Genomic DNA, 21526 nt, shown 5'->3' on the forward strand with positions numbered 1-21526 from the left:
ATGACTTTTCACGAATTAATTAATTATTTATCAAAAAACTACGAAAAATATCAAGAAAACTATTCTTGATTATTTTTTTTATTAATCAAATATTACTCTCAAAAAATTAATGACAAAACCGATCTAATCTCATTAAGGAATGAAGTAATTGATTTTAATTTTGATGACTTCATCAAAGATTGTGATCGAATTTATCATGATCAATACCCAGTCGAATATATTATCAAAGAAGTTGAAATTAACGATTTAAAACTTTATGTTGATGAAAATGTTTTGATTCCGAGACATGATACCAATCCAGTAATTTTTAAGTTTTTAGATCACATTAACAAACGCAATGATGTAAGTAATGTTTTAGATATTTGCTGTGGTTCAGGATTGATTGGATTAAGTATTAAAAAGCATAATTCAAAATACCATGTTTATGGCTCAGATATTTCAAAATCTGCGGTAAAAATAGCTAATTTTAACGCTGTAAAAAATTTATTAAGCGTTAAATTTTACGTTGCAGATTACTTAGAAATTTTTGAACAATTACCTGTTGAAATTGATGCAGTGATAATCAACCCACCATACTTAGATGAAGAATTAAAAACTAACTTTATTAAAGAAATAAGTTATGAACCATTCAATGCTTTGTTTGCCAAAAACAACGGAACTTATTTTTATGAAGAAATGTTTAAATATCTAACAACTAAAAAACACAACATTAAAGTTTTAGCAATGGAATTAGCTCAACCCATTCATGATCGCATCAATCAATTATTAAAAGAATATAATTTAAGTGATAAAGCATCATTCTTTAATGATGATAATGATAAATTGCGAGGTTTTATTATTGAATGATAATCTTAGATATAAAAAAAGACCTTGATGAAATTGTTAAAGCTATTAATTCAGATAAATTATTAATTGTCCCAACAGATACACTTTATGGTGTGGTTTGTAAAAATAAAGATAAGATTTATGAATTAAAAAAAAGAGATTTAAATAAAAAACTAATTTATTTTTGTTCTGACATATATCAAACAGGAATTAAAGATGAATTATTTTTAAAGTTAGCCAATAAATTTTGACCAGGGAAATTAACGTTAATTTTAGATGGTGTAAGTTATCGCATTCCAAACCAACCTGAATTTTTAAAAATCTTAAAAATCGTCGGTAAAATTTACTCATCTAGTGCTAACATTAGCAATCATGAACCTTACAAAACATGACAAGAATATGCTAATGATGAATACTTTAAAAACCAAAAAGATTTAGTTTTAATCAAGGGTAGTATTAATTCATCAACAGGATCAACAATCTATGATCTAGATAAAAAACAAATTTTACGTGAAGGCGATCTAACGAATGAATTAAAACAATACTTACTAACAATGTCGATTAATTCTTAAATTGGTTTTAAAAATCTATTGATCTAGTTAATGATTAAAAAATATAAGAATATAATTAATGAGTAATTCCTAAATATAAGAAATAACTATGGCTAAAAGAAAAATCATATTAGTAGCTGATCATACGGGTGTTTTGTTAAAACAAGAATTAATCGGAATGTTAAAAACTGAATACCATGATCAATTCGAAGTAATTGATTTAGGTTCTCACGATGAAACAGCTCCTGATGATTACCCTGATTTTGCTTTTATGTTAGAAGATTATTTCAAAGATGAAAACTCAACAAATATTGGGGTTGCAATCTGTGGAACAGGTGTAGGAATTTGCATTGCTGCTAATAAAATTAAAAATGTTAGAGCAGGATTAGTTTTTGAAGCTAAGGATGCAGCCTTGGCAATTCAGCATGATAAATGCAATGTTTTAGTTATTGGTGCAAGAATTACAACAATCGATGAATCAAAAGAGATTCTTAGAAGATTCTTAAGTGCTGAATTTGAAGGTGGAAGACACGAAAGAAGGGTTAATAAAATTAGTGAATATGAAAAAAATAAAAAATAAAAAACCTAAAGATCCACTTAAAGCAAATTACTTTAAATTGAATCTTGTTCCAGAAGAACTAAAATCAGCCAGAAAAAAATCATACGCATTCTTTGGATTAGCAATTATTTTTATGCTTATTGCAGTGGTGTTCATTGCTTTAAGTGGAGCTGCTTACAAAGAAATTCTTGATAGTGAAACATCAGATCAACAAAAATTAGAGTTCATTAGAAAAGTTAGCAGTACTGGTTTATTTAGTTTAGTTGAACCCTCAATTGATGAGATTAATACAATTGATTTAGAAATTACACCATTATTCAATCAAGCTGTTGGTGATGTGCGGATCGCTTTGGGAGTGACATCGATTACAAGCTTTGTTTTAGCAATCATCTTTACAATCACTTCTTACATGTATTTCTTAGGTTCAGTAAAGATCCCTGAAACCAACATGAATACAAACAACATTCCAATTAATAAAAATCTTTAATCTTTTTTGATAAAAAAAACATATCTTGAATAAATAATTCATTATATGCATCAAAATCGAGGAATGTTTCTTGAAACATTAATCAACAATACGATTAAACATAATGAATTAGCCCCAAAAGGGCTAATTTTTAAACGTCATTTGCCAATTAATGTTTACAGCTTTGCTAATACCAAAGTAACGGGTTGATTGAAAGAAAAAACCCAAACGGATTATTATGGTTTATACAAAGGTTTTTTCTTTGATTTTGATGCCAAACAAAGCTCTAAGCTTAATTATTCATTAAGTAATATTAAAACCCACCAATTAGAACATTTAAGAAGAATAAGACAACACGGTGGTTTAGCATTTATTTTGCTACTAATAGTTCCCAAAGAAAAGTTCTATATGATCCCAATTAAAAAAATTGATTCTTGATTAAAAAATCAAGAATCAAAAACAATTCAATATCAATGGATAGTTGCTAATTCAATTGAATTAGAACTATATTATCCTGGTGTAATCGGGATATTTGAAGGGTTAGAACAATGAATTAATGCGATTAGTAATCGCCATCTTCCTTTTGCTTAAAAAAACCTCTTGGTTTTCTTTTAGGTTGTAATAATTCATCATCTTCACTTACGTATTTTCACTTAATTGTTGAAGCAACTTCTTTAAGTGGTTTAGCAGCACGGAACTTTACCTTTGGTTTAGGTGGAATTCTTGTTTGAGCCCCTGTAATTGGATCAACTGAAATTCGTTCACGACCAATTGTTACTCTAAAAGTTCCCAGTTCAGGTAATCTTACTTGACCTTCGGTTTTAATTTCTTTTTTTACCAAATCACTATATACTTGGAAGCATTCTTTTATCAACTTAGGATTAGCCCCAGTACATTCAGCGATAATTTTGCAGATTTCTGATTTAGTTAACATTTTTTATGTACAAATATAATTGTTAATATTTTAATATTTTTTAAACCAAGTTATGTAATAGATTAAAAATATTTATATCTTTTCTTAAAATCTGTTAATATAATGTGGTATATAAAAATTTAATAAAATATTTTCTGTGTATGTCTAATCAAGTATCAGAAGAACAAAAAAAAGAATCAGAGTATCAAGAAAATGTTGATAAAGCAATTGCTGCTTTCAATACTTTGTTCTCAAAAGAAAAAGATAAGTTCATTTTTATTAGATCTGTTTATGAAAACGATGGGGTTGCTAATATGGAATACCCACGTCAAAAATTAAATGAATTAATGAATTACATCATTAATGAACCTTCAAAGGGTTATGCTAAAAATTTCTTCTTTAATTCATGTTTAACTAAAATCACAGCTCATGAAGAAATTGAAGATGTTTTAAGTTTATTTAAAAAAGATAAACAGATTTTGGATAAGTTTTGTTTATTTTATTTACTATTTAAGCAATCATTTGATTTTAATGACCCAGAACGTTCAAAGGTTACTAAGATCCAATCAAATATTGCAAAAGAATTAATTGAGGTTTTAAATTTAAATTAAATTATGGCTAGAAGTGATAGAGGAATTAACATAATCATTCTGATTATCTTATTAATCTGTGGAGTTGTTCCAGGGGTTTTATACGCATTATTTAAAATCTTTGTTCCACCATTTAGTTGAATTATTTTTATCATTTTAATCATATTCTTTGTTTTCCCTGGAATTCTTTACTTACTGACATGTTCAGACATTTTTAAAGTAAAAATTTAAAAAACATAGTATACTATAAGAGCAATAACCAAAGACCATGACTGGTAGATGAAAATCTCCTTAATTTGTTATGTAGGTTAGATAGACATATCTAATAAACAATCTTAGTTATTGTTTTCAATATAAATATTGGATTTTTTACACACAATGAAAGCAATTATTCAAAAGAAAATTGATCATGTAAATGAAATTGCTGCGTTGTTAAAGGATGCTAAGTCTTTTGTAGTTTTTGAATACTCTACAATGACAGCTAAAGAAATTACTGCTCTAAGAAGAAAAGTAAAAACTTCTAAGAACGAAATGTTTGTTTTAAAAAACAACATTTTAAGAAGAGCAATTAAAGCAGCTGGAATTGATGGATTTGAAAGCGACATCAAAAACCAAGTAGCAGTAGCTATTGGTCTTGAAGATGCATTCTTACCAATTAAAGCAGTTCATGAGTTCGTTAAAGAAAAAGATGCGATCAAATTCGTTTGTGGATATTTAGAAAACAAGAAACTATCTGCAGCTGATTTAAATGAAATCGCAGTTCTTCCATCAAGAGACGAACTTTACAGCATGTTTTTATCAGTGCTACAAGCTCCAGTTCGCAATTTCTTATATGCACTTAAAGCTGTAGCTGACACCAAACAATAATTTTTAAATTATAGGTAATATTTACAATGGCAAAATTAACTAAAGAACAATTTATTGAAAGTCTAAAAGAAATGACAATCGTTGAAATCAACGATGTAATTAAAGCAATCGAAGAAGAATTCGGTGTTTCAGCTGCTGCTCCTGTTGCTGCTGCAGCTGCTCCTGGTGCAGCTGCTGCTCCAAGTGAAGTAACAGTTGTATTAACATCAGCTGGTGATAAGAAAGTAGAAGTTATTAAACTAGTTCGTGAAATCACTGGATTAGGATTAATGGAAGCTAAAAAAGCTGTTGATACTCCTCCTGCTACAATTAAAGAAAACGTTAAAATCGAAGAAGCTAACGAACTTAAAGCTAAATTCGAAGCAGCTGGTGCTAAAGTTGAACTTAAATAATCAACTTAATTTTTCAAACTTATTAAATATTTAAAACATCATGGCAGTACAACAAAGAAGATCCTCTAAACACAGAAGAGATAAAAGACGTTCACATGATGCTTTAGCAGTTAGCTTAATGAATGTATGTAAGCAATGTGGTAAATTCAAAAAAGCTCACAGAGTTTGCTCTTGCGGAATGTACGACGATTTAAGAGTTAGTAAAGCTAAATAATGAACGATAATCTATCACACAAATCAAAAGAACTAAAACTAGATAGTGTTAGTGAAGTATCTAAATACCAAAACAGTAAGATTAAAGCTGGTCTGGATTGGTTTAGTGCGTCGTTAATATTCTTATTAACAATGATTGGCATCTTTCTAGGAATTAGCTTTGCGTGCTTAGTTATCATTTATGCGTCTTAACTTGATAGTTAAAAGCTATTAAGTTAGTTATAAAAAAACCATATAACATTTTAAACATGTCATTTCTTAAATGATATTGTTTAAAATGTTTTTTTATTGTTGATGATTGATAATTTATGTGAGTGATCAAGAATATTAAGCTTAGAAAGCTATGCTTCTAGTTTTAAATGTTGTTCAAAGATTTATTAATAAGAATATATTAAGAATGCTTATATTTAGCAGTTAATAGTTTAATGATAGATAACATTTAAACATCTTAACTAAACAACTTTAAGATAACGAACAAAACCATTACAGATAAACGTTTAATGAATACTGAGTTTTAATTGATTAGATCTTTATCTATACTTAGGTTTGATTTAATGACACTAAAACAAACGCACATTCTATGATGCAAGGATTGCAAAGAATTAAAGGTTATTTATCTTTTAACTATGATTAGAGATAGTTTATTGTTAATAACTTTCAATAAGACGTTTATAAATATGTTTTAAAAACTCCAACACAATTTTTAAACTCTTAGCTAAAACATAAAAATGAATAAGAGCATTTATAAAGTTTTATTTAGTAAAAGCATTAAATGAAATGTATTTATTAATCAAGAATTTATTATCAAAATCTAAATAAGTTTAATTGCTAAATTATTGTTTATTAAACAATCATAAGATTTATATTTAACTAATAAAATAGTTTATTAATTTATTCAATATTTACCGTTAATTTTGCATATTTTTATAAATCAATAACTAATAAAATAAATAAAAAAACCACTCAACATTTGAGTGGTTTTAATTACCATATAAGATTAATAAATTTAAGCTCCATACTTAATGTTTAAGAAGGTTAAATTTTGATTAAACATTATCTTAGCATTCTTCTTAGTATTAGAGTAACCAATTACAAAGATGTAATTGGTTGATCATTTTTCATCTAATGTATTTTTTCAACTAGCATCAGTGTTTGGTGGAACTGAAAAGATTTTATTTCCATGAGTTTTATTTGTATTTAGATCATTATCATATTTACCATCAACACCAGGATCATCATAAGTAATGAATGCCACTAGTTTTTCTCTATCAAGATTGTTTTCTAAAAATAAATTTACATTAGTTCTTCATATCGCATTATAAGAAAAGACTTCTGGCATAATTGAGGTTCTATCAGTTATGTCGTTAGCATTACTTCTTACATCTTGTTTATAAAACTTCTTAGCATATATCTTAAACTGATAAGCATTTGTAGCAAAGTATTTTTTATTGTTACCAAATCTAACCAAAGCTAAGATTGAATAATCAGCAATCGAATTACCCTTACGTGGTATTGATATAGGATCAATTATTCAAGTTTTATCATTAATTAATAAACTTAAATTATCTTCATTATGTTTATAGTATTTAGCATTAACTTTAATGCGATCACCAGCGTTTTGTCCAATAGTATTAACCTTTTTATTTAAATCTTCTTCAACGATAGAATGAGCGCTGTTGGGTGGGACTTTAGCAACATTAACACCATTAGCAGTTCTGTATTCGTTGTAGTTATTAGTTGATTCAACTTCACCATTTCATGCTTTAAGTGAAACTTGCGTTGGTTTAACGTTAGCTATTTTAAAGCTATCGATTTCTATTTCAATAGGATCGTTGGTTGCTTGTTTATTCGTAAGTAAGATTTTAGTATTGTTAATTGGACTTAAAGTGATAACAACATCATTGTTTGCATTTTTCTCTGGTGCTTTATTAACTTCTAGATCAGCTTTAATTGTTAGATCTTGTAATTGAACAATCTTATTAAAGCGTTTTTTAAATAAGCTATCAATATTCTTTAACACAGTTTCATAAGTAGCTCAATTAGCATCACCTAGATCAATTGATTTAGTTCTTTGATTATTAAAAATCAAAGAACTTAAATATTGACTTACCCCCTTTAAGCCATTTATTTCAACTGTATTAGTTACTGATTTAATGTTTTCATTAGTTTTGGATACAAAGTATATTTGAACTTCAATCTTACCTTGGTTTTCAAACCTATTAATGATTTTTATAATAGGTTTGAAATTATTAAACTTTTGATCAATAGTAATTGATAAATCAGCTTCATTTATCTTTGTTGGGGTTTGTTCATTAAAGCTGGTTTGTTTTAAGCTAAAATCCTTGGCTTTTAAATTATTAACAACATCATTTAATTCGTCAATTAGGCGTTTTTGGTTGTTTGGATTACTATCTTGTGCTTGCACAGATGAACAACTAGCTAATGCACTAGATATTAAAGATGATAATCCTAATAAACTAATTAAACGGTTTATTTTTTTAAATTTCATTCTTTTAATTGAATAATTAAAAAATCCTTTTCAGTTAGTTTATTATATATGACAACTTTGATATTTAAGTGTATTTTCAATAAAAAATTACCCTCCTGATGGAGAGTAATTTATCAAATTGAAAATACAAAAACCGTAGTTAAAGTTTAATGAAATTTATAGATTTAAGATTATTTGGTTTTATTAAAAACTAACGTGAAATATTAACAATTATATTATTAGTTAGCTTTATTGTTAGGCATATATTTAATGTTTAAGAAAGTTAAGTTTTTATTAAACATTAGTTTTGAATCAGGTTTGTTGTTTGAATATCCGATGGCAAAAATGTAGTTAGTTGATTTAGGGTCTAACATGTTTTTTGATTTACCACCATTTTCTAGTGGAAGACTAAACATCTTGTTTCCGTGACCAGTAGGAACATTTAAGCTGTTATCATATTTACCTTCAACAAACTGATCACCATAAGTAAGGAATGATTGTAATTTAGATCTGTCTAATTCGCTTAATAAGAATAAGCTAACATTAGTTCGATCAGGACCAACAAGAGAAAATACTTCTGGAACGATTGAATCTCTGTTTGTAATGCGAGTTGGACCTTTTCTAACTAAGTCAGGTTGCATTATAATTTGGTAAGGTAAATCAAGATCTCTGAAGTAGAATTTCTTAGCAAAAATTTGGAATCTGTAAGCATCAGTTACTCAGTAAGTTCCGTTTTCACCAAACTTAACAGTTGCTAAAATTGAGTATTGATCAATTGTCTCACCTTTTTTAGGAACAGTAATTGGATCAATAATTCATTTAGTGCTATTGATATTAATGCTTAAATTGTCTTTGTTGTATGGACGATATTTATTAGGAACTTGAATTCTACCATTACTATTAGTTCCCACAACATCTATTTCTTTATTTGGATCTTCTTCGATTAATGGGATGGTTGTATAAGTTGGATAAAGTTGTTTTTTATCGTTCTTATATCTTTCATAAGCATTAGTTGATTCAACTTCACCATTTCATGCTTTAAGTGAAACTTGTGTTGGTTTAACATTAGCCACTTTAAGGCTATTGATTTCTAATTGAACTAATTCATCACCTTGCTTATTGTTTGTAAGTCAGATCTTAGAATTATTAGCACCACTTAATGTAATTACTACATCATTGTTTTCATTTTTCTCAGGAGCTTTTTTAACTTCAAACTCTCCCTTGATGGTTCAACCTTTTAATTCAGGAACATTAGCAAAGCGTTTTTTAAACATCTCATTAACATTCTTAGTTACGTATTCATAAGTTTCTCAATTAGCATCACCTAAATTAATTGATTTAGTTTGTTGGTTTTCAAAAACTAATGGAGCTAATTGTTGATTAGTTGTTTTAAAACCAACAACATCTAATGTAATTGGATCTGTTTTTGTATTTTCATCAGTTTTAGAAACAAAGTGAAGTTTAACTTTGATCTTACCTTCTTTATCTGACTTTTCAAGAATCTCAAAAACTGGGTTAAAGTCGTTGAACTTATTATCAAGATTAATGTTTAAATCTTCATTAGTTATCTTTGAAGCTAATTCATCTTTGATATTCTTATCTTTTAAAACAATATCTTTAGCTTCAATGGTTGTGGCTAATTCATTTAATTGCCCAACAATTGGTGTGTTAGTTTCTTTTTGTCTATTGCTTGGTTGTTGATCACTCACAGACGGAGCACAGCTGGCTAGTGCTGTTGTTATTATTGATGAGAATCCTAATAAGCTAATCAGTTGTTTTATCTTTTTAAATTTCATTATTCAAATCGATGGTTAAATTTGGTTCATCGGTGGAAATATTATAAACGAGCAAATTTGCTAATATGACAAAAAAATTACCCTCCTTTAGGAGAGCAATTTATAAATTTTTTGGAATTTTTATTAAAGCGAATTATTTTTATTTAGGTTGAGCTTTTGGAATGTTTAAGAAAGTTAAGTTAGGGTTAAATACTACTTTTGAACCTTCTTTTTTGTTAGAGAAACCAATAACAAAAATGTAGTTAGTTGGCATATCGCTTTCAAGCTTCATCTTTCAATCACCAGATGAGTCAGCGTTTTGAACAATCTTGTTTCCGTGCTGACCTTGAACGTTTAATGAATAATCAAATGTTCCGTTCATTTTTTCATCACCGTAAGTAACGAATGAAGTTAATTTAGTTCTATCTAATGTATCGCCTAAGAATAAACCAATGTTATTACGTGCTTCAGAAGTGTATGAGAAAACTTCAGGAATAATATTATTTCTATCAATTCTTAATCTAGATTTTCCATTTACTTTTTCTGCTTTATTATCATCTGTAGGAGTTAAATCAGTTTTATCAATTCTCTTAGAGAAAATTTCGTATTTGTAGGCGTTAGTTACGAATTCTTTTGCTTTATCACCTTCACCGAATTTAGTTGTAACTAAAATGCTGTAATCACTAATGTTATTACCGCTTCTTTCAACAGTGATTGGATCAGCAACTCATCATTGTTTTTTATCGATATATAACTTTAAGTTATTTTCGTTGTATCGGTAATATTGTGGGTTAACTGCTACACGACCTGGATTTTTAGAACTACCAACAGTAGAACCTAAATTTTTCTTTATATCATCCTGAACTAAGCGATTAGAATCCTCTGTTTGTTTTTCATCAACTGTTGATCAGTTAGCTTTTCTGTAATCTTCAAAAGCATTGATTGATTCTTTAGTTCCGTTTCATGCTTTTAATGAAATTTGAGTTGGTCTAACGTTAGCAATCTTTAATGAATCGATTTGGAATTCAACTCCGTCATTTGTAAATGTAGTTGGAACAAGAGTAATCTTAGAGTTTTTAACTGCTTTGAATGTAAGAACTACATCTTTGTTGCTATCTTCTTCAGGAGCTTTAACTAATTCAAACACACCCTTAATTTGGTATTTTTGTAATTCAGGAATGTTTTTGTAGTGTTCATGGAATACTTTAGTAGCACCAGCAGCTGTTGAAATTTCTTCAAAAGTTTTTCAATTAGCATCACCTAAATCTAATGTTCTTTCTTCACCTTGGTTAAGTAAAAGAACATTTTCAAGGCGTTGTTTTGTTGTAAGTTTTACTTGTAAACCGTGAATAACAATTTCTTTTTCAGTAGTCTTAACACTTGCATCAGTTTTAAATACGTATTGAACTTTGATTGTTAATTCACCTTTAGCATCATCTTGTTTAACTACTTTAATAACAGGTTTGAAATCATCAAACTTGTGATCCATGCTAATTGAAATGTTTTCAGGAGTGATTTCAGAAGCAGCGTGAGTCTTGTTTTGTTTATCTTCTGTTAATCTAACACTATTTTCATTTAATCCTTGAACTTTTTCTTCAAGTTCTTGCAATAAAGATTTGCCACCAGGATTATGATGACCCCCCCCTGAAGATGTAACAGTAGAACAGCTAGCTAGAGCACTTGTTAAAATTGTGCTTAATGCAAAGAAGCTAGCGAATCTAATTAACTTTCTAACTTTCATAAAATTTCGTTTGTTTATTAATGTTTTTTTAAGAATAATGCGAATTACACATTCGCATATTATAGTAATGTCTTTAAAAGACATTCATATAATATTATATACGATAGAACTGAATTTGTTTTTGAATTTAAACATTCAGATTCATAAAATGGGCTACAAGAATACAAAAAAGATCAATCATTACGATTGATCTTTACTTGTTAATTATTCTTTTTTATTAATCTCTTTTTTCATTAAGTTTTCGTATAAACTTACTTCTTTGTTTGGTTTAATGAATTTCTTTAATTCAGCAATTTCTTCTTTGTTATATTCGCTTGGTCGTGCGTAGTTGATTACAACTACTAGATCACCTTTTTTAGAATAGCTACCAAACATGTGGTTATCAACTTTTAGATCAATTCCACCATTTGAGATGGTGATAATATCACCATTCTTAGTTCCTGGTTTTAGATTGATTTCTTTGATTTCTTTTAGGGTTGGGATTTTAATAGTTCCACCAGTTATTGCAATTAGTGGATCAACTAAAACATTAACTAAAATGTCATTATCACGTAGTTCAAAGATTCTTGAAGGTTCAATCTTAACCCTTAGGTATAAATCACCTACTAAGTTCTTAAAGATATGTCCTTCGTTGCGAACAACTACTACATCTTGATAAAAAACATTTGAATCAATTGACACATTACGTTCAACTGTTTCATCAATCATGCGCTTAGATTTACAACGCTTACATTTGTTCTTGATTGTTTGACCTTCACCCTTACAAGTTGGACAGGTCTTTTTAGTTTGGAACATGCCTAGCAATGTTCTTCTTTGTTCTAGAACATAACCTTCACCATTACAATCTGAACATGCTGCTACATCACCATCAGCTGAACCTGTTCCATCACAATCAGGACAAGTAATTTGACGGGTGTATTTAATGGTTTTGACACAACCATTAGCCACCTCTAAGAAAGTTAAATTAATTTCATGAACTAAATTAACATCAATTTCTTCAACATAGCCATGGTCGTGATAACTGTGTGCGCCACCACCAAAAAACTGCGAGAAAACATCGCCAAAACCACCCTCGAAATCAAATCCACTAAACACGGAATTAAACACATCATAAGGGTTGAATCCACCTTGGTGAAAACCTGATGCGTTTAAACCTTCATGACCATAAGTGTCATAAAGTCTTCGTTTTTCTTCATCACTTAAAACTTCGTATGCTTCATTTACTTCTTTGAATTTTTCTTCAGCATCAGGTTCTTTATTGCGATCTGGGTGGTATTTCATCGCAAGCTTTCTAAAGGCTTTTTTAATATCCTGTTGACTAGCTGATTTTGATATCTCTAAAATTTCGTAATAATCTCTTTTTGAAGCCATAATGATGATTTGATTTTAGCACTCTAATTAATAGAGTGATAATAATATAATACTAGAATATTTTAATATTAGCAAATTGATAATAAAAATTTAAAAGTTAATGATATATTTTAAATGTTATATTTTATATTTTTATATACATATATTATTGAACATTTCAAAATTGAATGAAATTAATTAAATCTAAACTTTTATTAGTAACTACTTTATTAGGTGGTTTTTTAGCTTCTTGTGCTAATACTCCAACAAATAGCACAACAAACCCTATAGATGATAAAGAAAAAGAAAAACAAACTGATCCAAACAATGAACTAATTGATAACCCATCATTGCCTGGATCAGTAACAGGTGATACACAAAGTATTCAATTGTCATTAAAATCAAAAGAAGTTGTTGCTTCTGATGTGATTGTTAATGCTAACAATAAAAATAATTTAAATTGAGAAAAATTTAATACTAACCTAACATCAGAACAACAAAAAACTGCCATCATCAATAATATTGATATTGATGATGAAAAAGGTATGATTAGTTTTGATCTTGGTGTTAATGATAAGAAAATTACATTTAAACAAGCTGTTGAATATAATTTTAAAAACATTGCTTCATACAATGTGTCTTGATTAAATGTTAAAGATAGCACAACTGATGATTCAATTGATGAATTAAAGAAAGTTGTTAGTGATAAAGATCTATCTAAGTTTGCAGATCCTGCATTGATTAGTGTTGATAAAAAAAATCATAATCGTTTTACTTATTTAAGTGGTTGGTTTGATATTAGTCTAAAATACACTACTCATAAAGAAGAACCTGATCTATTTACAGTTAGATATGATAGTGAATTAATTAATAAGAATAGTAATAAGAAAGAATTCTTTAAGATTACTGATAATAATAAAGAAAAGCAAATCTGAACATCAAATACTTCTAAGAGAAATATTTTTGTTGAATTTGTTTCTGATATTAAAAAGGCTGTGGATGATGTAATAATCAATCAAGAAAGTGACTTGCTTCAAAAACCAGTTAGTTATTATGTGGATGATAAGATGCAGCCAAAAGAAGATGTATTGTTGACAGCTGTAAAACCCAAAGGATTATTAAAATTCCAAAACCCAAGATTTGATAACTACATGGATATTTCTTTATCAAATAAAGCATCTAAATTCAATTTTGATACGAACCAATTAACTTTTAGGGTTGATATATATAAACCTCAAAAAGACGATGGACAATTTTTCCGTCAATTCAAAGAATTCACAATTACTTTAAAACCAGATCAAAAAAAATCTAACTAAGTAATAACAAATATATAAGATGAATTAATTATGAAAAAGGGAATGCAAACAGGATATAGCCACATCGATAAGCAAGAAAAGGCAAATAACTTGTTTGGTAAGACGCCGATTGCAAAAGCGATCTGAATCGTATGTTTACCAGGATTATTGGCATCTTTTTTTGCTGGACTATATAGCTTTTTAGATCAGATTTTAATTCAAACATTAGTGCCTAATGTTAGAACATTAAATGACGTATATAATGGTGTTTATTCGCACATTAATGTTTATCAACATGTTTTAGATCAGATTTTTGTAAACTCTGATCATGTAGTGTTGCCAAACATTTATTTTATTAATGGTGAATATTGACAAGCATCAATGAACCATCCAGTGCCTGATGGTTATTTTAATGCTGATTTTTTAACTGTTTTTGGCGAAACAATTAAAACATCACCAACGATAACATTAGATAGATCATTCATACAACAATATATGAATGATTATCAAATTTTAGATAATATCGTTTTGTTATACAAGAATGTTTATAATGCTCAAAATAATATTAATAGCAACGAGATCTCGCAATTATCTAATGTATCAGTAATTGCCAGACAAGCTGTTAATTCATTCCAAAGTATAACAATTATTGGTAATGCTGTTATTTATCTAATTCCCTTAGGTGCTGGGGTGTATTATACGAAATCAATTAGTTATAAATACGAAAAAACAGGACGCGATATCTGGGTGATGTCATTCTGAGCAACATTGATTTTATGTATTTTTGCAACCTTAATTTGTTATGCCTTAGTTGGTGGGGGTTTACAACGTCAATTAATTGGAACTGCTAACTTAAATCAAACAGCATTATCTACATTAAATAATAATGATGTTGCTAATATCATTAAAAACATCAGAAATATTGATAATAATTCATTAAATAATGTTAGTTTTACTAACTATGGTCAAGTAATTATTGGTTATGATAATTCGATTGCTGATCTATCTGCTGAGTGGGGTGATCAGTATAGCTGACTTTATGTGAGTGGGTTTTTCATCGTTGGATTATTCTCATTATTGTCATACTTAATTCGTTCAGAAGGACGTAATATTTATGTGACAGTTGCTGCCATTGCTTCGAACTTATTAAATGTCTTTTTAGACTGGATTTTCATGCAATATGGTAACTGAGGACTAATTGGTGGAGCTGGTGCTTCTGTGATTGGTTGAGCAGTAAACTTATTACTATACATTGGTTTTGTGATGTATTGTAATCACAAAAACACCACATGGATTAACTTTAAAGATCTATTTAAAGTTAAGTTTAATATCAAGATTATTATTCCAATCATGACGCTGGGATTATCATCTTTTATCCGCAGTGTTGGTGTAGCATTAATGTTCTTGGTTTATAACATCTTGTTGATTAGAATATCAGGACAAGATTTCCAAAACTATCATGCTAGTTCAATGCCGTTATTGATCTTGTTCTTTATTTCGTTATTTGGGATAGCTGATGGTGGACGGCCGTTAGTTGGTTATAACTATACGAATCGTAATTACAAACGGGTGCATCAAGCGTTCTGGTGATCGTTGTTGGTAACATTTACTTATTCAGTTTTATCTTATGTGATCGTGTTATTGATTGCTAAACCAGTATTAGTTTCATGATTTAATTTCAAAGATCCTGATGTTGTCACTAACGTCCAACCAATTGAAGATGCCAATGCTGCATGATTATATACAGCAATCTCAATGTTAAGAACCATAACATTTGCTATCACTATTTGTGGTTTAATGTTATTCCAAGGAACTAATAACATTATTCGTTCTTATATTGCTTCTGGTATTGAAGGTGTGATTATTGCTTATGTGGTATTCTTTGGATTATTTGGAATAGCTCAAGCTTTACCAAAACAAGATAATACATATATTTGGGTATATGTCAGTGGTTATGCAATATCACCGTTCTTAACATCGGTTGTTGTGTTTATTACTTCATTAATTTATTTAAGACGTAATTTAAATCCGAAGAATCAAACTAATGAACGTAAGATGAACAAGCTTGATTTAATGCAATATAATTTCTTCTTAAATGAAGCTAGAAAATACAACTTACCAACACCAGAAGAACAACATAAATTAGCTGATCAAAATCTTAATTTAGCAGCCACAAATAACAGTGTAAATGAAGAGAGTTCACAAGCTTAATTTATTGGTATAAATTAACAATTTAATTTACTTAAAAAAATTTAAAATCATCGGTAAAAACGATGTTTTTTATTGTTTATAAATTATGAAAAATTAATTAAATTGATTGCTTATTTGTTTATTTAAATTGTTATTTTTATAACGCTTATTTTTATCTAATTTCATTAGTGTGTAATAAGTAGCTCTAGCAATATGTCAAGCCATTACAGGAGGCACTGCATTACCAATTACTTTATAAGCTGCTGATGCACTAACTACAAAGTTAAATGTATCAGGAAATGATTGTAATCTAGCACATTCTCTAACGCTTAATCTGCGTCATCCACTTATATCATTTTTATCTTTTAATAATGTTCGATAATGACCTTCAATATTACCGTGATGTTCAGCTCTTATTGTTGGCGCAGGCTTGTTCTCATGAATTCTATTATTACCTTGCATTTTCTTATTTAAATAAAACTTAGCTTTAGATACATCTTTAATTGAGTGATTGCTAATAAAAGGATCATTTAATTTATCTCATAGATCATCAATAGCATCTTTTGCACTAATTCATTTATTACCAGTTAATTCACCTGTTTCATCAAATAAAGGTTCTGGATAATAAACATCACTATAATTACCTAAATCTTTTCTAATGCCGATAATGATAACCCTTCTTCTAATTTGAGGAACACCATAATTTGCTGCATTTAAAACCTGATATTGAACATAATATCCATGGTCTTCAAATTCATTCAAGATTGTAGTTAATGCTGATTGATTAACATTTTCTCCTTTAAAGTTTTTATTAGAGTTTCTTATGCCATCAACATTTTCAGCAATAAAGATTTTAGGTTTGTAATGATCAATTACTCTGATCATTTCTAAATATAACTGACCACGTTTATCGCTTAATCCTGCTCTTTTGCCTGAATAAGAAAATGTTTGACATGGAAAACCACCAAGAATAACATCAACATTAATATTAGGAAAATCTTTTTCAAGAGTTAAATCAGAAATGCTTTTTGTTTCAACTTTATGCTTGAAATTAAATTCATAAACCTTAGATGCTGGTTTTAGAATGTCGTTAGCAAAAACTATATTAAACGGATTTGTTTGATAATTCTTATTCAAAAATTCAAATCCTCCAACAAAACCTAAATCCATTCCACCAGCACCAGAAAACAAACTTAATACATTAAATGTTTGTGAATTTTTTGGTATTTTAATTAAATTTGTATTTATTCAAAAATGTTTAAATTTACCGTGTTTTTTTAACATAAATGTATTTAGTAAAGCAAAAATAAAGCTAATTATTTAGATTTTAAAAAATAAAAATTTGATGCAAAGTGTATTTATAAAAAATGCTTTAAAAATTATTAAAACTGAATCAGAAAAGATTAAATAACTTTTTAAATTCAGATTTATTGATTATTTAACGAAATTGTTATTAAAAATCTTATGAATAAAGTTTTTCTAGGACAAGTATTTACTACGAATATATTGCTATAAAAATGCTTGAATTAATATCAATCAAAAACCCTAAATTAGTTTTAGAAGCAAGTTCAGGAAATGGAGTTTTTTACGATAAATTAATAGAAAAATATAATATGTTGTTGGTATAGAAATAGATAAAAATATAGCTCATAAAAACGCTATTATCAGATCTTATTTTGATAGAAATTATCAACCAGATCTAATTATTGGTAATTTGCATTATGTTGATTTAAAAACGTTAAGAATTTACCTAAAACTAATTCATTAAAACATAAACCTAATTTATATTTATTCTTTAAGATATTTATAAAAGTTGGTGGTGCTTATCGTTTTAATTCAAAATTACAACCAGGTAATATAGCTTTTGTTATTTCGTCAACAAAAAGAGATAAGTTATTAAAATCAATTGCTTATGAGCCTAATAAGTGAATCCGTGCTCTGCCTAAGCAATCAAAAGCTTTTAGATACTAAATCTTTGTTAATTGCAAAACAAGAAATAAAACACCGTTTTATATGCAAGAAAACCCAAAACCTTCACTATGATGCATCAGTGCTTTGTTTATTCGTAAATAGCAATCTACAAGATAGCAAGAAAATTATTAACAAACTGAATAAAATTGATTGATAACTAACAAGGATTAAAAGAGATGACAGATTCCACTTCACTCAAATCATTTTATTAGCTGTTATTAATGCTTATTAATCGTTATTAATATAAAAACACCCTTATTAAATTAATAAGGGTGTAAATTGTATTATTTATTTTGTGATTTTGAATTGGCATTCAATTCAGGATCAGATTGTTTTTGAAACAACTTCTTACCTTTGTTAATCTTATGGTTATATAATTGTTCGAACTTGTTAATGTTTTCTAATTTTACTTGTTCAGGTGTGAAGCCCATTTGTTCATAAACTTCCTTAGATTTATTAACAAGGATTGGTTCTAATAAAACAAAGATCGTTCTAACTGCACAACAACCAATGAATAAGACGTTAGCTAGTTCTTGCATCAAACCTTCTTTGTATAAGTTTCATGGTTTTCTGATCTCAATTACACTTGAATATTCCTTAGAAATATTTAGTAATAATTTGATGGCTGATTTAACATCATTCTTATTAACAAAATCTTCAAATTGTTGAGGAATTTTCGCTAAATCTGCTAAAAACTTATCTTCTAACTCACCACCAGCTTGATATGGTTTAATGATTGAATCTTGTCTTGTTTCAATCATCGGAATGATACGGTGCACTAAGTTACCAAGGTTGTTAATTAAATCAGCATTAATTGTTTCTTGGATTAATTTTTTACCAACCTTACCATCTTCACTCAAGCTAATTTCTTTTAATAAGAAGTATCTAAATTGATCAACACCAAATAGTTCAACCATCTCAACAGGGTCAATCACATTGTTAAGTGATTTAGACATCTTATTACCATTTTGATCAACAATTCAACCATGAGAAATCATTCTTGTTGGTTGTTTGATACCAAGCATTTCTAAGAAGATAATTCAATAAATTCTGTGGAAGCGGGTAATTTCTTTAGCAATTAAATGAATTCTTTCACTATCATCATTGTTTCAGAATTCTTGATAAACACTATCATCAGCTGAACCAAAACCCATTGATGTTAAATAAGAAAACAATGCATCTAATCAAACATAAATTTTATGACTCTTATTTAGGGGTGTTTCAATTCCTCAGTTAATACTAGTGCGGCTGATTGATAAATCTTTTAGACCAACATTAACAAAGTTATTTAGCATCTCTTTGTTTCTAGATTCTGGGAAAACAACAGGATTATTTTCTTCTAAAGATTTCTTAATAAAATCGCTAAATTCTGATAATTTTATGAAATAAGAAGGTTCGTTGATGGTAACAATCTTATGACCAACATTACAATATAATTGATCATCGCTGTCATTAGAAACATCCGTATTTAATCTTTGTGCTACATCAGCTTTTTTCAAAGCATTAGATGAAGTATAACCTTCTTCACAATCAACACAATATAATCCTTGTCATTGATCTAGGTAGATGTAATTCTTTTTATGAAAAAGATAAAATATTTTCTTAACAACTTCTTGGTGGTTTAGTTCAGTTGTTCTTACAAATCTTGTTAATTCAATGTTTAATAAATCAAATAATTCTTTGAATTTAACTGAATATTTATCCACCATTTCTTGAGGTGTTATTCCAAGAGATTTAGCCTTAGTTTCAATTTTCTTACCAAATTCATCAGTTCCTGATAAGAAGAAAACATCATAACCTCGTTGTTTTTTAAATCTAGCTAAAAAATCACCCAAGATCGTTGTATAAGCATGACCAATATGTGGTTGGCCTGATGCGTAATAAATTGGGGTTGAAATAAAACACTTTTTAGTTTTTGCCATAAAATATATTATCTTCTTTAATTAATTTTAATTAAATTTATTCAAATTATTCAATGTCATAGCCAACTTGCTTAAATTTGACATCTTTTGATAATTTTCGGTTTCTTGCATTCTTGGATTTAAAATACAGCGTCATTGGCACATAAGTTAATCCGAATGCTTCACGGATTTTGTTTTCTAAAAACCGTGCATAAGAGAAGTGTAAATAATCAGGGTTATTACAGAACAATACAAAAGTTGGGATCTGGCCTTTGGCTTGAGTTGTGTATGTGATTGATAAACGGTTACCATTAAAGATTGGTGCTTGGTTCATCATTTGGGCCTTGCTGATGACATCATTTAATAATGATGTTGAAATCTTAATGTTTAGTTGTTGTTTGATCAACTTAATGGTTTCAAAAATTGTATCAATTCTTAGGTTTTCTTTAGCGCTAATAAAGATGATTGGTGATCAGACTAAATACTTGAATTTATTACGGATCTGTTTTTTGTATAAATTCATTGTTTTTTCGTCTTTTTTAACAATATCTCATTTGTTAACAACAATGATTGTGGGTAGGTTTGCTTCCATGCATAAACCACCAATTACTTCATCTTGTTCTGATAAATCTTGTGATCCATCTAACATTAATAAAATGAATTGTGATCGTGAGATGGCTTGCTGGGTGCGTTGGACTGAAAACTTTTCAATTCTAGTGGCAATCTTACCTTTTCTTCTGATTCCTGCCGTATCAATAACCTTATATAGTTCTTTGTTATATTTAAATGTTGCATCAATTGCATCTCGTGTTGTGCCTGCGACATCAGATACTAGAACCCGTTCTTTTTTTAACAATTGGTTTAATAAACTAGATTTGCCAACATTTGGTTTTCCAATAATACAAAAAGTAGCAGCAAACTCATCGTCTTTTTTGGTTTCGAATTGTTCTTTGAGTTTAATAATTTCATCTAATAGATCACCAATACCAATTGCGTGTTCTGCTGAAATGATCATTGGTTTACCAAAACCTAAACTGAAATAATTACTTAAATTAAGATCGTTTTTATTTTGATTTTCAATCTTGTTTAATACGAATAAAATCTTCTTATTCTTATGTTTTTTAAGTAATTTAGCCGCATAGTGATCGTCTGAATTAATACCTTCTTTATAAGAACAAACAAATAAGATAACATCAGCTTCATCGATGGCAAATTGAACTTGTTGTTCAATTGCTTTTTGAAACTCATCACTATCAGTAGTCAGCCCACCTGTGTCAATAATTTGGAAGCGTTTAGTCAATCATTCTACATCACCAAAAATACGATCTCTGGTAATCCCTGGAACATCATCAACGATGGCAATTCGATTCTTAATTAAACGGTTAAATAAAGTTGATTTACCAACATTTGGTTTTCCAACAATGGCAACTTTTAACATA

22 protein-coding genes are annotated in these 21526 nt (G+C 28.5%); 14 read left to right on the forward strand and 8 right to left on the reverse strand.

Annotated elements, in window-relative coordinates:
• From JJE79_RS00595 to JJE79_RS00615, 5 genes are all read left to right on the forward strand, one after another.
• Positions 1-849 carry a HemK family protein methyltransferase gene (locus JJE79_RS00595; protein WP_222926568.1) on the forward strand — a complete coding sequence of 283 codons (849 nt, stop codon included), beginning with the start codon at positions 1-3 and terminating at the stop codon, positions 847-849.
• Positions 843-1397, forward strand: a complete 555-nt coding sequence (locus tag JJE79_RS00600; RefSeq protein ID WP_222926569.1) for an L-threonylcarbamoyladenylate synthase — start codon at positions 843-845, stop codon at positions 1395-1397. The genes JJE79_RS00595 and JJE79_RS00600 overlap by 7 nt, the downstream gene beginning before the upstream one ends.
• 88 nt (positions 1398-1485) lie before the next feature.
• On the forward strand, positions 1486-1956 hold the full coding sequence (locus JJE79_RS00605) for an RpiB/LacA/LacB family sugar-phosphate isomerase (RefSeq protein WP_222926570.1): 471 nt from the start codon (positions 1486-1488) through the stop codon (positions 1954-1956).
• Positions 1937-2422 carry a hypothetical protein gene (locus JJE79_RS00610; protein WP_222926571.1) on the forward strand — a complete coding sequence of 162 codons (486 nt, stop codon included), beginning with the start codon at positions 1937-1939 and terminating at the stop codon, positions 2420-2422. Before JJE79_RS00605 ends, JJE79_RS00610 begins: the two co-directional genes overlap by 20 nt.
• Before the next feature lie 45 nt (positions 2423-2467).
• Positions 2468-2992, forward strand: a complete 525-nt coding sequence (locus JJE79_RS00615) for a Holliday junction resolvase RecU (protein WP_222926572.1) — start codon at positions 2468-2470, stop codon at positions 2990-2992.
• Here JJE79_RS00615 and JJE79_RS00620 read toward each other — a convergent pair.
• A complete protein-coding gene (locus tag JJE79_RS00620) occupies positions 2964-3335 on the reverse strand; it encodes an HU family DNA-binding protein (protein WP_222926573.1) in 372 nt (123 codons plus the stop codon). The two genes, JJE79_RS00615 and JJE79_RS00620, sit on opposite strands and share 29 nt — an antisense overlap.
• A 140-nt stretch (positions 3336-3475) precedes the next feature.
• Between JJE79_RS00620 and JJE79_RS00625 the strand changes: the two genes are divergently transcribed.
• The 6 genes from JJE79_RS00625 to JJE79_RS00650 all read left to right on the forward strand — a co-directional run bounded on the left by JJE79_RS00625 (position 3476) and on the right by JJE79_RS00650 (position 5568).
• Positions 3476-3925, forward strand: a complete 450-nt coding sequence (locus JJE79_RS00625; protein WP_222926574.1) for a DUF1951 domain-containing protein — start codon at positions 3476-3478, stop codon at positions 3923-3925.
• Between the two features lie 3 nt (positions 3926-3928).
• A complete protein-coding gene (locus JJE79_RS00630) occupies positions 3929-4135 on the forward strand; it encodes a hypothetical protein (RefSeq protein WP_222926575.1) in 207 nt (68 codons plus the stop codon).
• A 147-nt stretch (positions 4136-4282) separates the two neighbouring features.
• Positions 4283-4771, forward strand: a complete 489-nt coding sequence (gene rplJ, locus JJE79_RS00635; RefSeq protein WP_255565852.1) for a 50S ribosomal protein L10 — start codon at positions 4283-4285, stop codon at positions 4769-4771.
• 35 nt (positions 4772-4806) lie between these two features.
• The gene (gene rplL, locus JJE79_RS00640) at positions 4807-5163 is read left to right on the forward strand and encodes a 50S ribosomal protein L7/L12 (protein ID WP_370630556.1); all 357 of its coding nucleotides are present in this window, start codon (positions 4807-4809) and stop codon (positions 5161-5163) included.
• 40 nt (positions 5164-5203) lie between these two features.
• Positions 5204-5377, forward strand: a complete 174-nt coding sequence (gene rpmF / locus JJE79_RS00645; RefSeq protein WP_222926578.1) for a 50S ribosomal protein L32 — start codon at positions 5204-5206, stop codon at positions 5375-5377.
• Positions 5377-5568: a hypothetical protein gene (locus JJE79_RS00650; RefSeq protein WP_222926579.1), complete on the forward strand. Its 192-nt coding sequence runs from the start codon at positions 5377-5379 to the stop codon at positions 5566-5568. Before rpmF ends, JJE79_RS00650 begins: the two co-directional genes overlap by 1 nt.
• An 814-nt stretch (positions 5569-6382) precedes the next feature.
• Here the strand turns inward: JJE79_RS00650 and JJE79_RS00655 are convergent.
• The 4 genes from JJE79_RS00655 to JJE79_RS00670 form a co-directional block, all read right to left on the reverse strand.
• Positions 6383-7885 (reverse strand): hypothetical protein, encoded by a 1503-nt coding sequence (locus JJE79_RS00655; RefSeq protein WP_222926580.1) that lies wholly within the window; start codon positions 7883-7885, stop codon positions 6383-6385.
• Positions 7886-8103: 218 nt separating this feature from the next.
• Positions 8104-9660: a lipoprotein 17-related variable surface protein gene (locus tag JJE79_RS00660; RefSeq protein WP_222926581.1), complete on the reverse strand. Its 1557-nt coding sequence runs from the start codon at positions 9658-9660 to the stop codon at positions 8104-8106.
• 139 nt (positions 9661-9799) lie between these two features.
• On the reverse strand, positions 9800-11380 hold the full coding sequence (locus JJE79_RS00665; protein ID WP_222926582.1) for a lipoprotein 17-related variable surface protein: 1581 nt from the start codon (positions 11378-11380) through the stop codon (positions 9800-9802).
• A 204-nt stretch (positions 11381-11584) separates the two neighbouring features.
• Entirely contained in the window at positions 11585-12751 is a 1167-nt protein-coding gene (locus JJE79_RS00670) for a DnaJ domain-containing protein (RefSeq protein WP_222926583.1), read from the reverse strand.
• Positions 12752-12918: 167 nt separating this feature from the next.
• Between JJE79_RS00670 and JJE79_RS00675 the strand changes: the two genes are divergently transcribed.
• Together JJE79_RS00675 and JJE79_RS00680 are read left to right on the forward strand one after the other, a co-directional pair.
• On the forward strand, positions 12919-14046 hold the full coding sequence (locus JJE79_RS00675) for a hypothetical protein (protein ID WP_222926584.1): 1128 nt from the start codon (positions 12919-12921) through the stop codon (positions 14044-14046).
• A 30-nt stretch (positions 14047-14076) separates the two neighbouring features.
• The gene (locus tag JJE79_RS00680; protein WP_255565853.1) at positions 14077-16236 is read left to right on the forward strand and encodes a hypothetical protein; all 2160 of its coding nucleotides are present in this window, start codon (positions 14077-14079) and stop codon (positions 16234-16236) included.
• A gap of 93 nt (positions 16237-16329) precedes the next feature.
• Here the strand turns inward: JJE79_RS00680 and JJE79_RS00685 are convergent, their stop codons facing one another.
• The gene (locus JJE79_RS00685; protein ID WP_222926585.1) at positions 16330-17499 is read right to left on the reverse strand and encodes a DNA cytosine methyltransferase; all 1170 of its coding nucleotides are present in this window, start codon (positions 17497-17499) and stop codon (positions 16330-16332) included.
• Between the two features lie 628 nt (positions 17500-18127).
• Here JJE79_RS00685 and JJE79_RS00690 point away from each other — a divergent pair.
• Entirely contained in the window at positions 18128-18343 is a 216-nt protein-coding gene (locus tag JJE79_RS00690) for a hypothetical protein (protein WP_222926586.1), read from the forward strand.
• Between the two features lie 127 nt (positions 18344-18470).
• Here JJE79_RS00690 and metG read toward each other — a convergent pair whose 3' ends face one another.
• Both metG and der read right to left on the reverse strand, forming a co-directional pair.
• On the reverse strand, positions 18471-20108 hold the full coding sequence (gene metG / locus JJE79_RS00695) for a methionine--tRNA ligase (protein ID WP_222926587.1): 1638 nt from the start codon (positions 20106-20108) through the stop codon (positions 18471-18473).
• A gap of 46 nt (positions 20109-20154) precedes the next feature.
• Entirely contained in the window at positions 20155-21525 is a 1371-nt protein-coding gene (gene der, locus JJE79_RS00700; protein WP_222926588.1) for a ribosome biogenesis GTPase Der, read from the reverse strand.
• Between the last annotated feature and the right edge of the window lies 1 nt (position 21526).

This window comes from Mycoplasma sp. E35C (assembly GCF_019873825.1).
Taxonomy (GTDB): domain Bacteria; phylum Bacillota_I; class Bacilli_A; order Mycoplasmatales; family Mycoplasmoidaceae; genus Mycoplasmoides.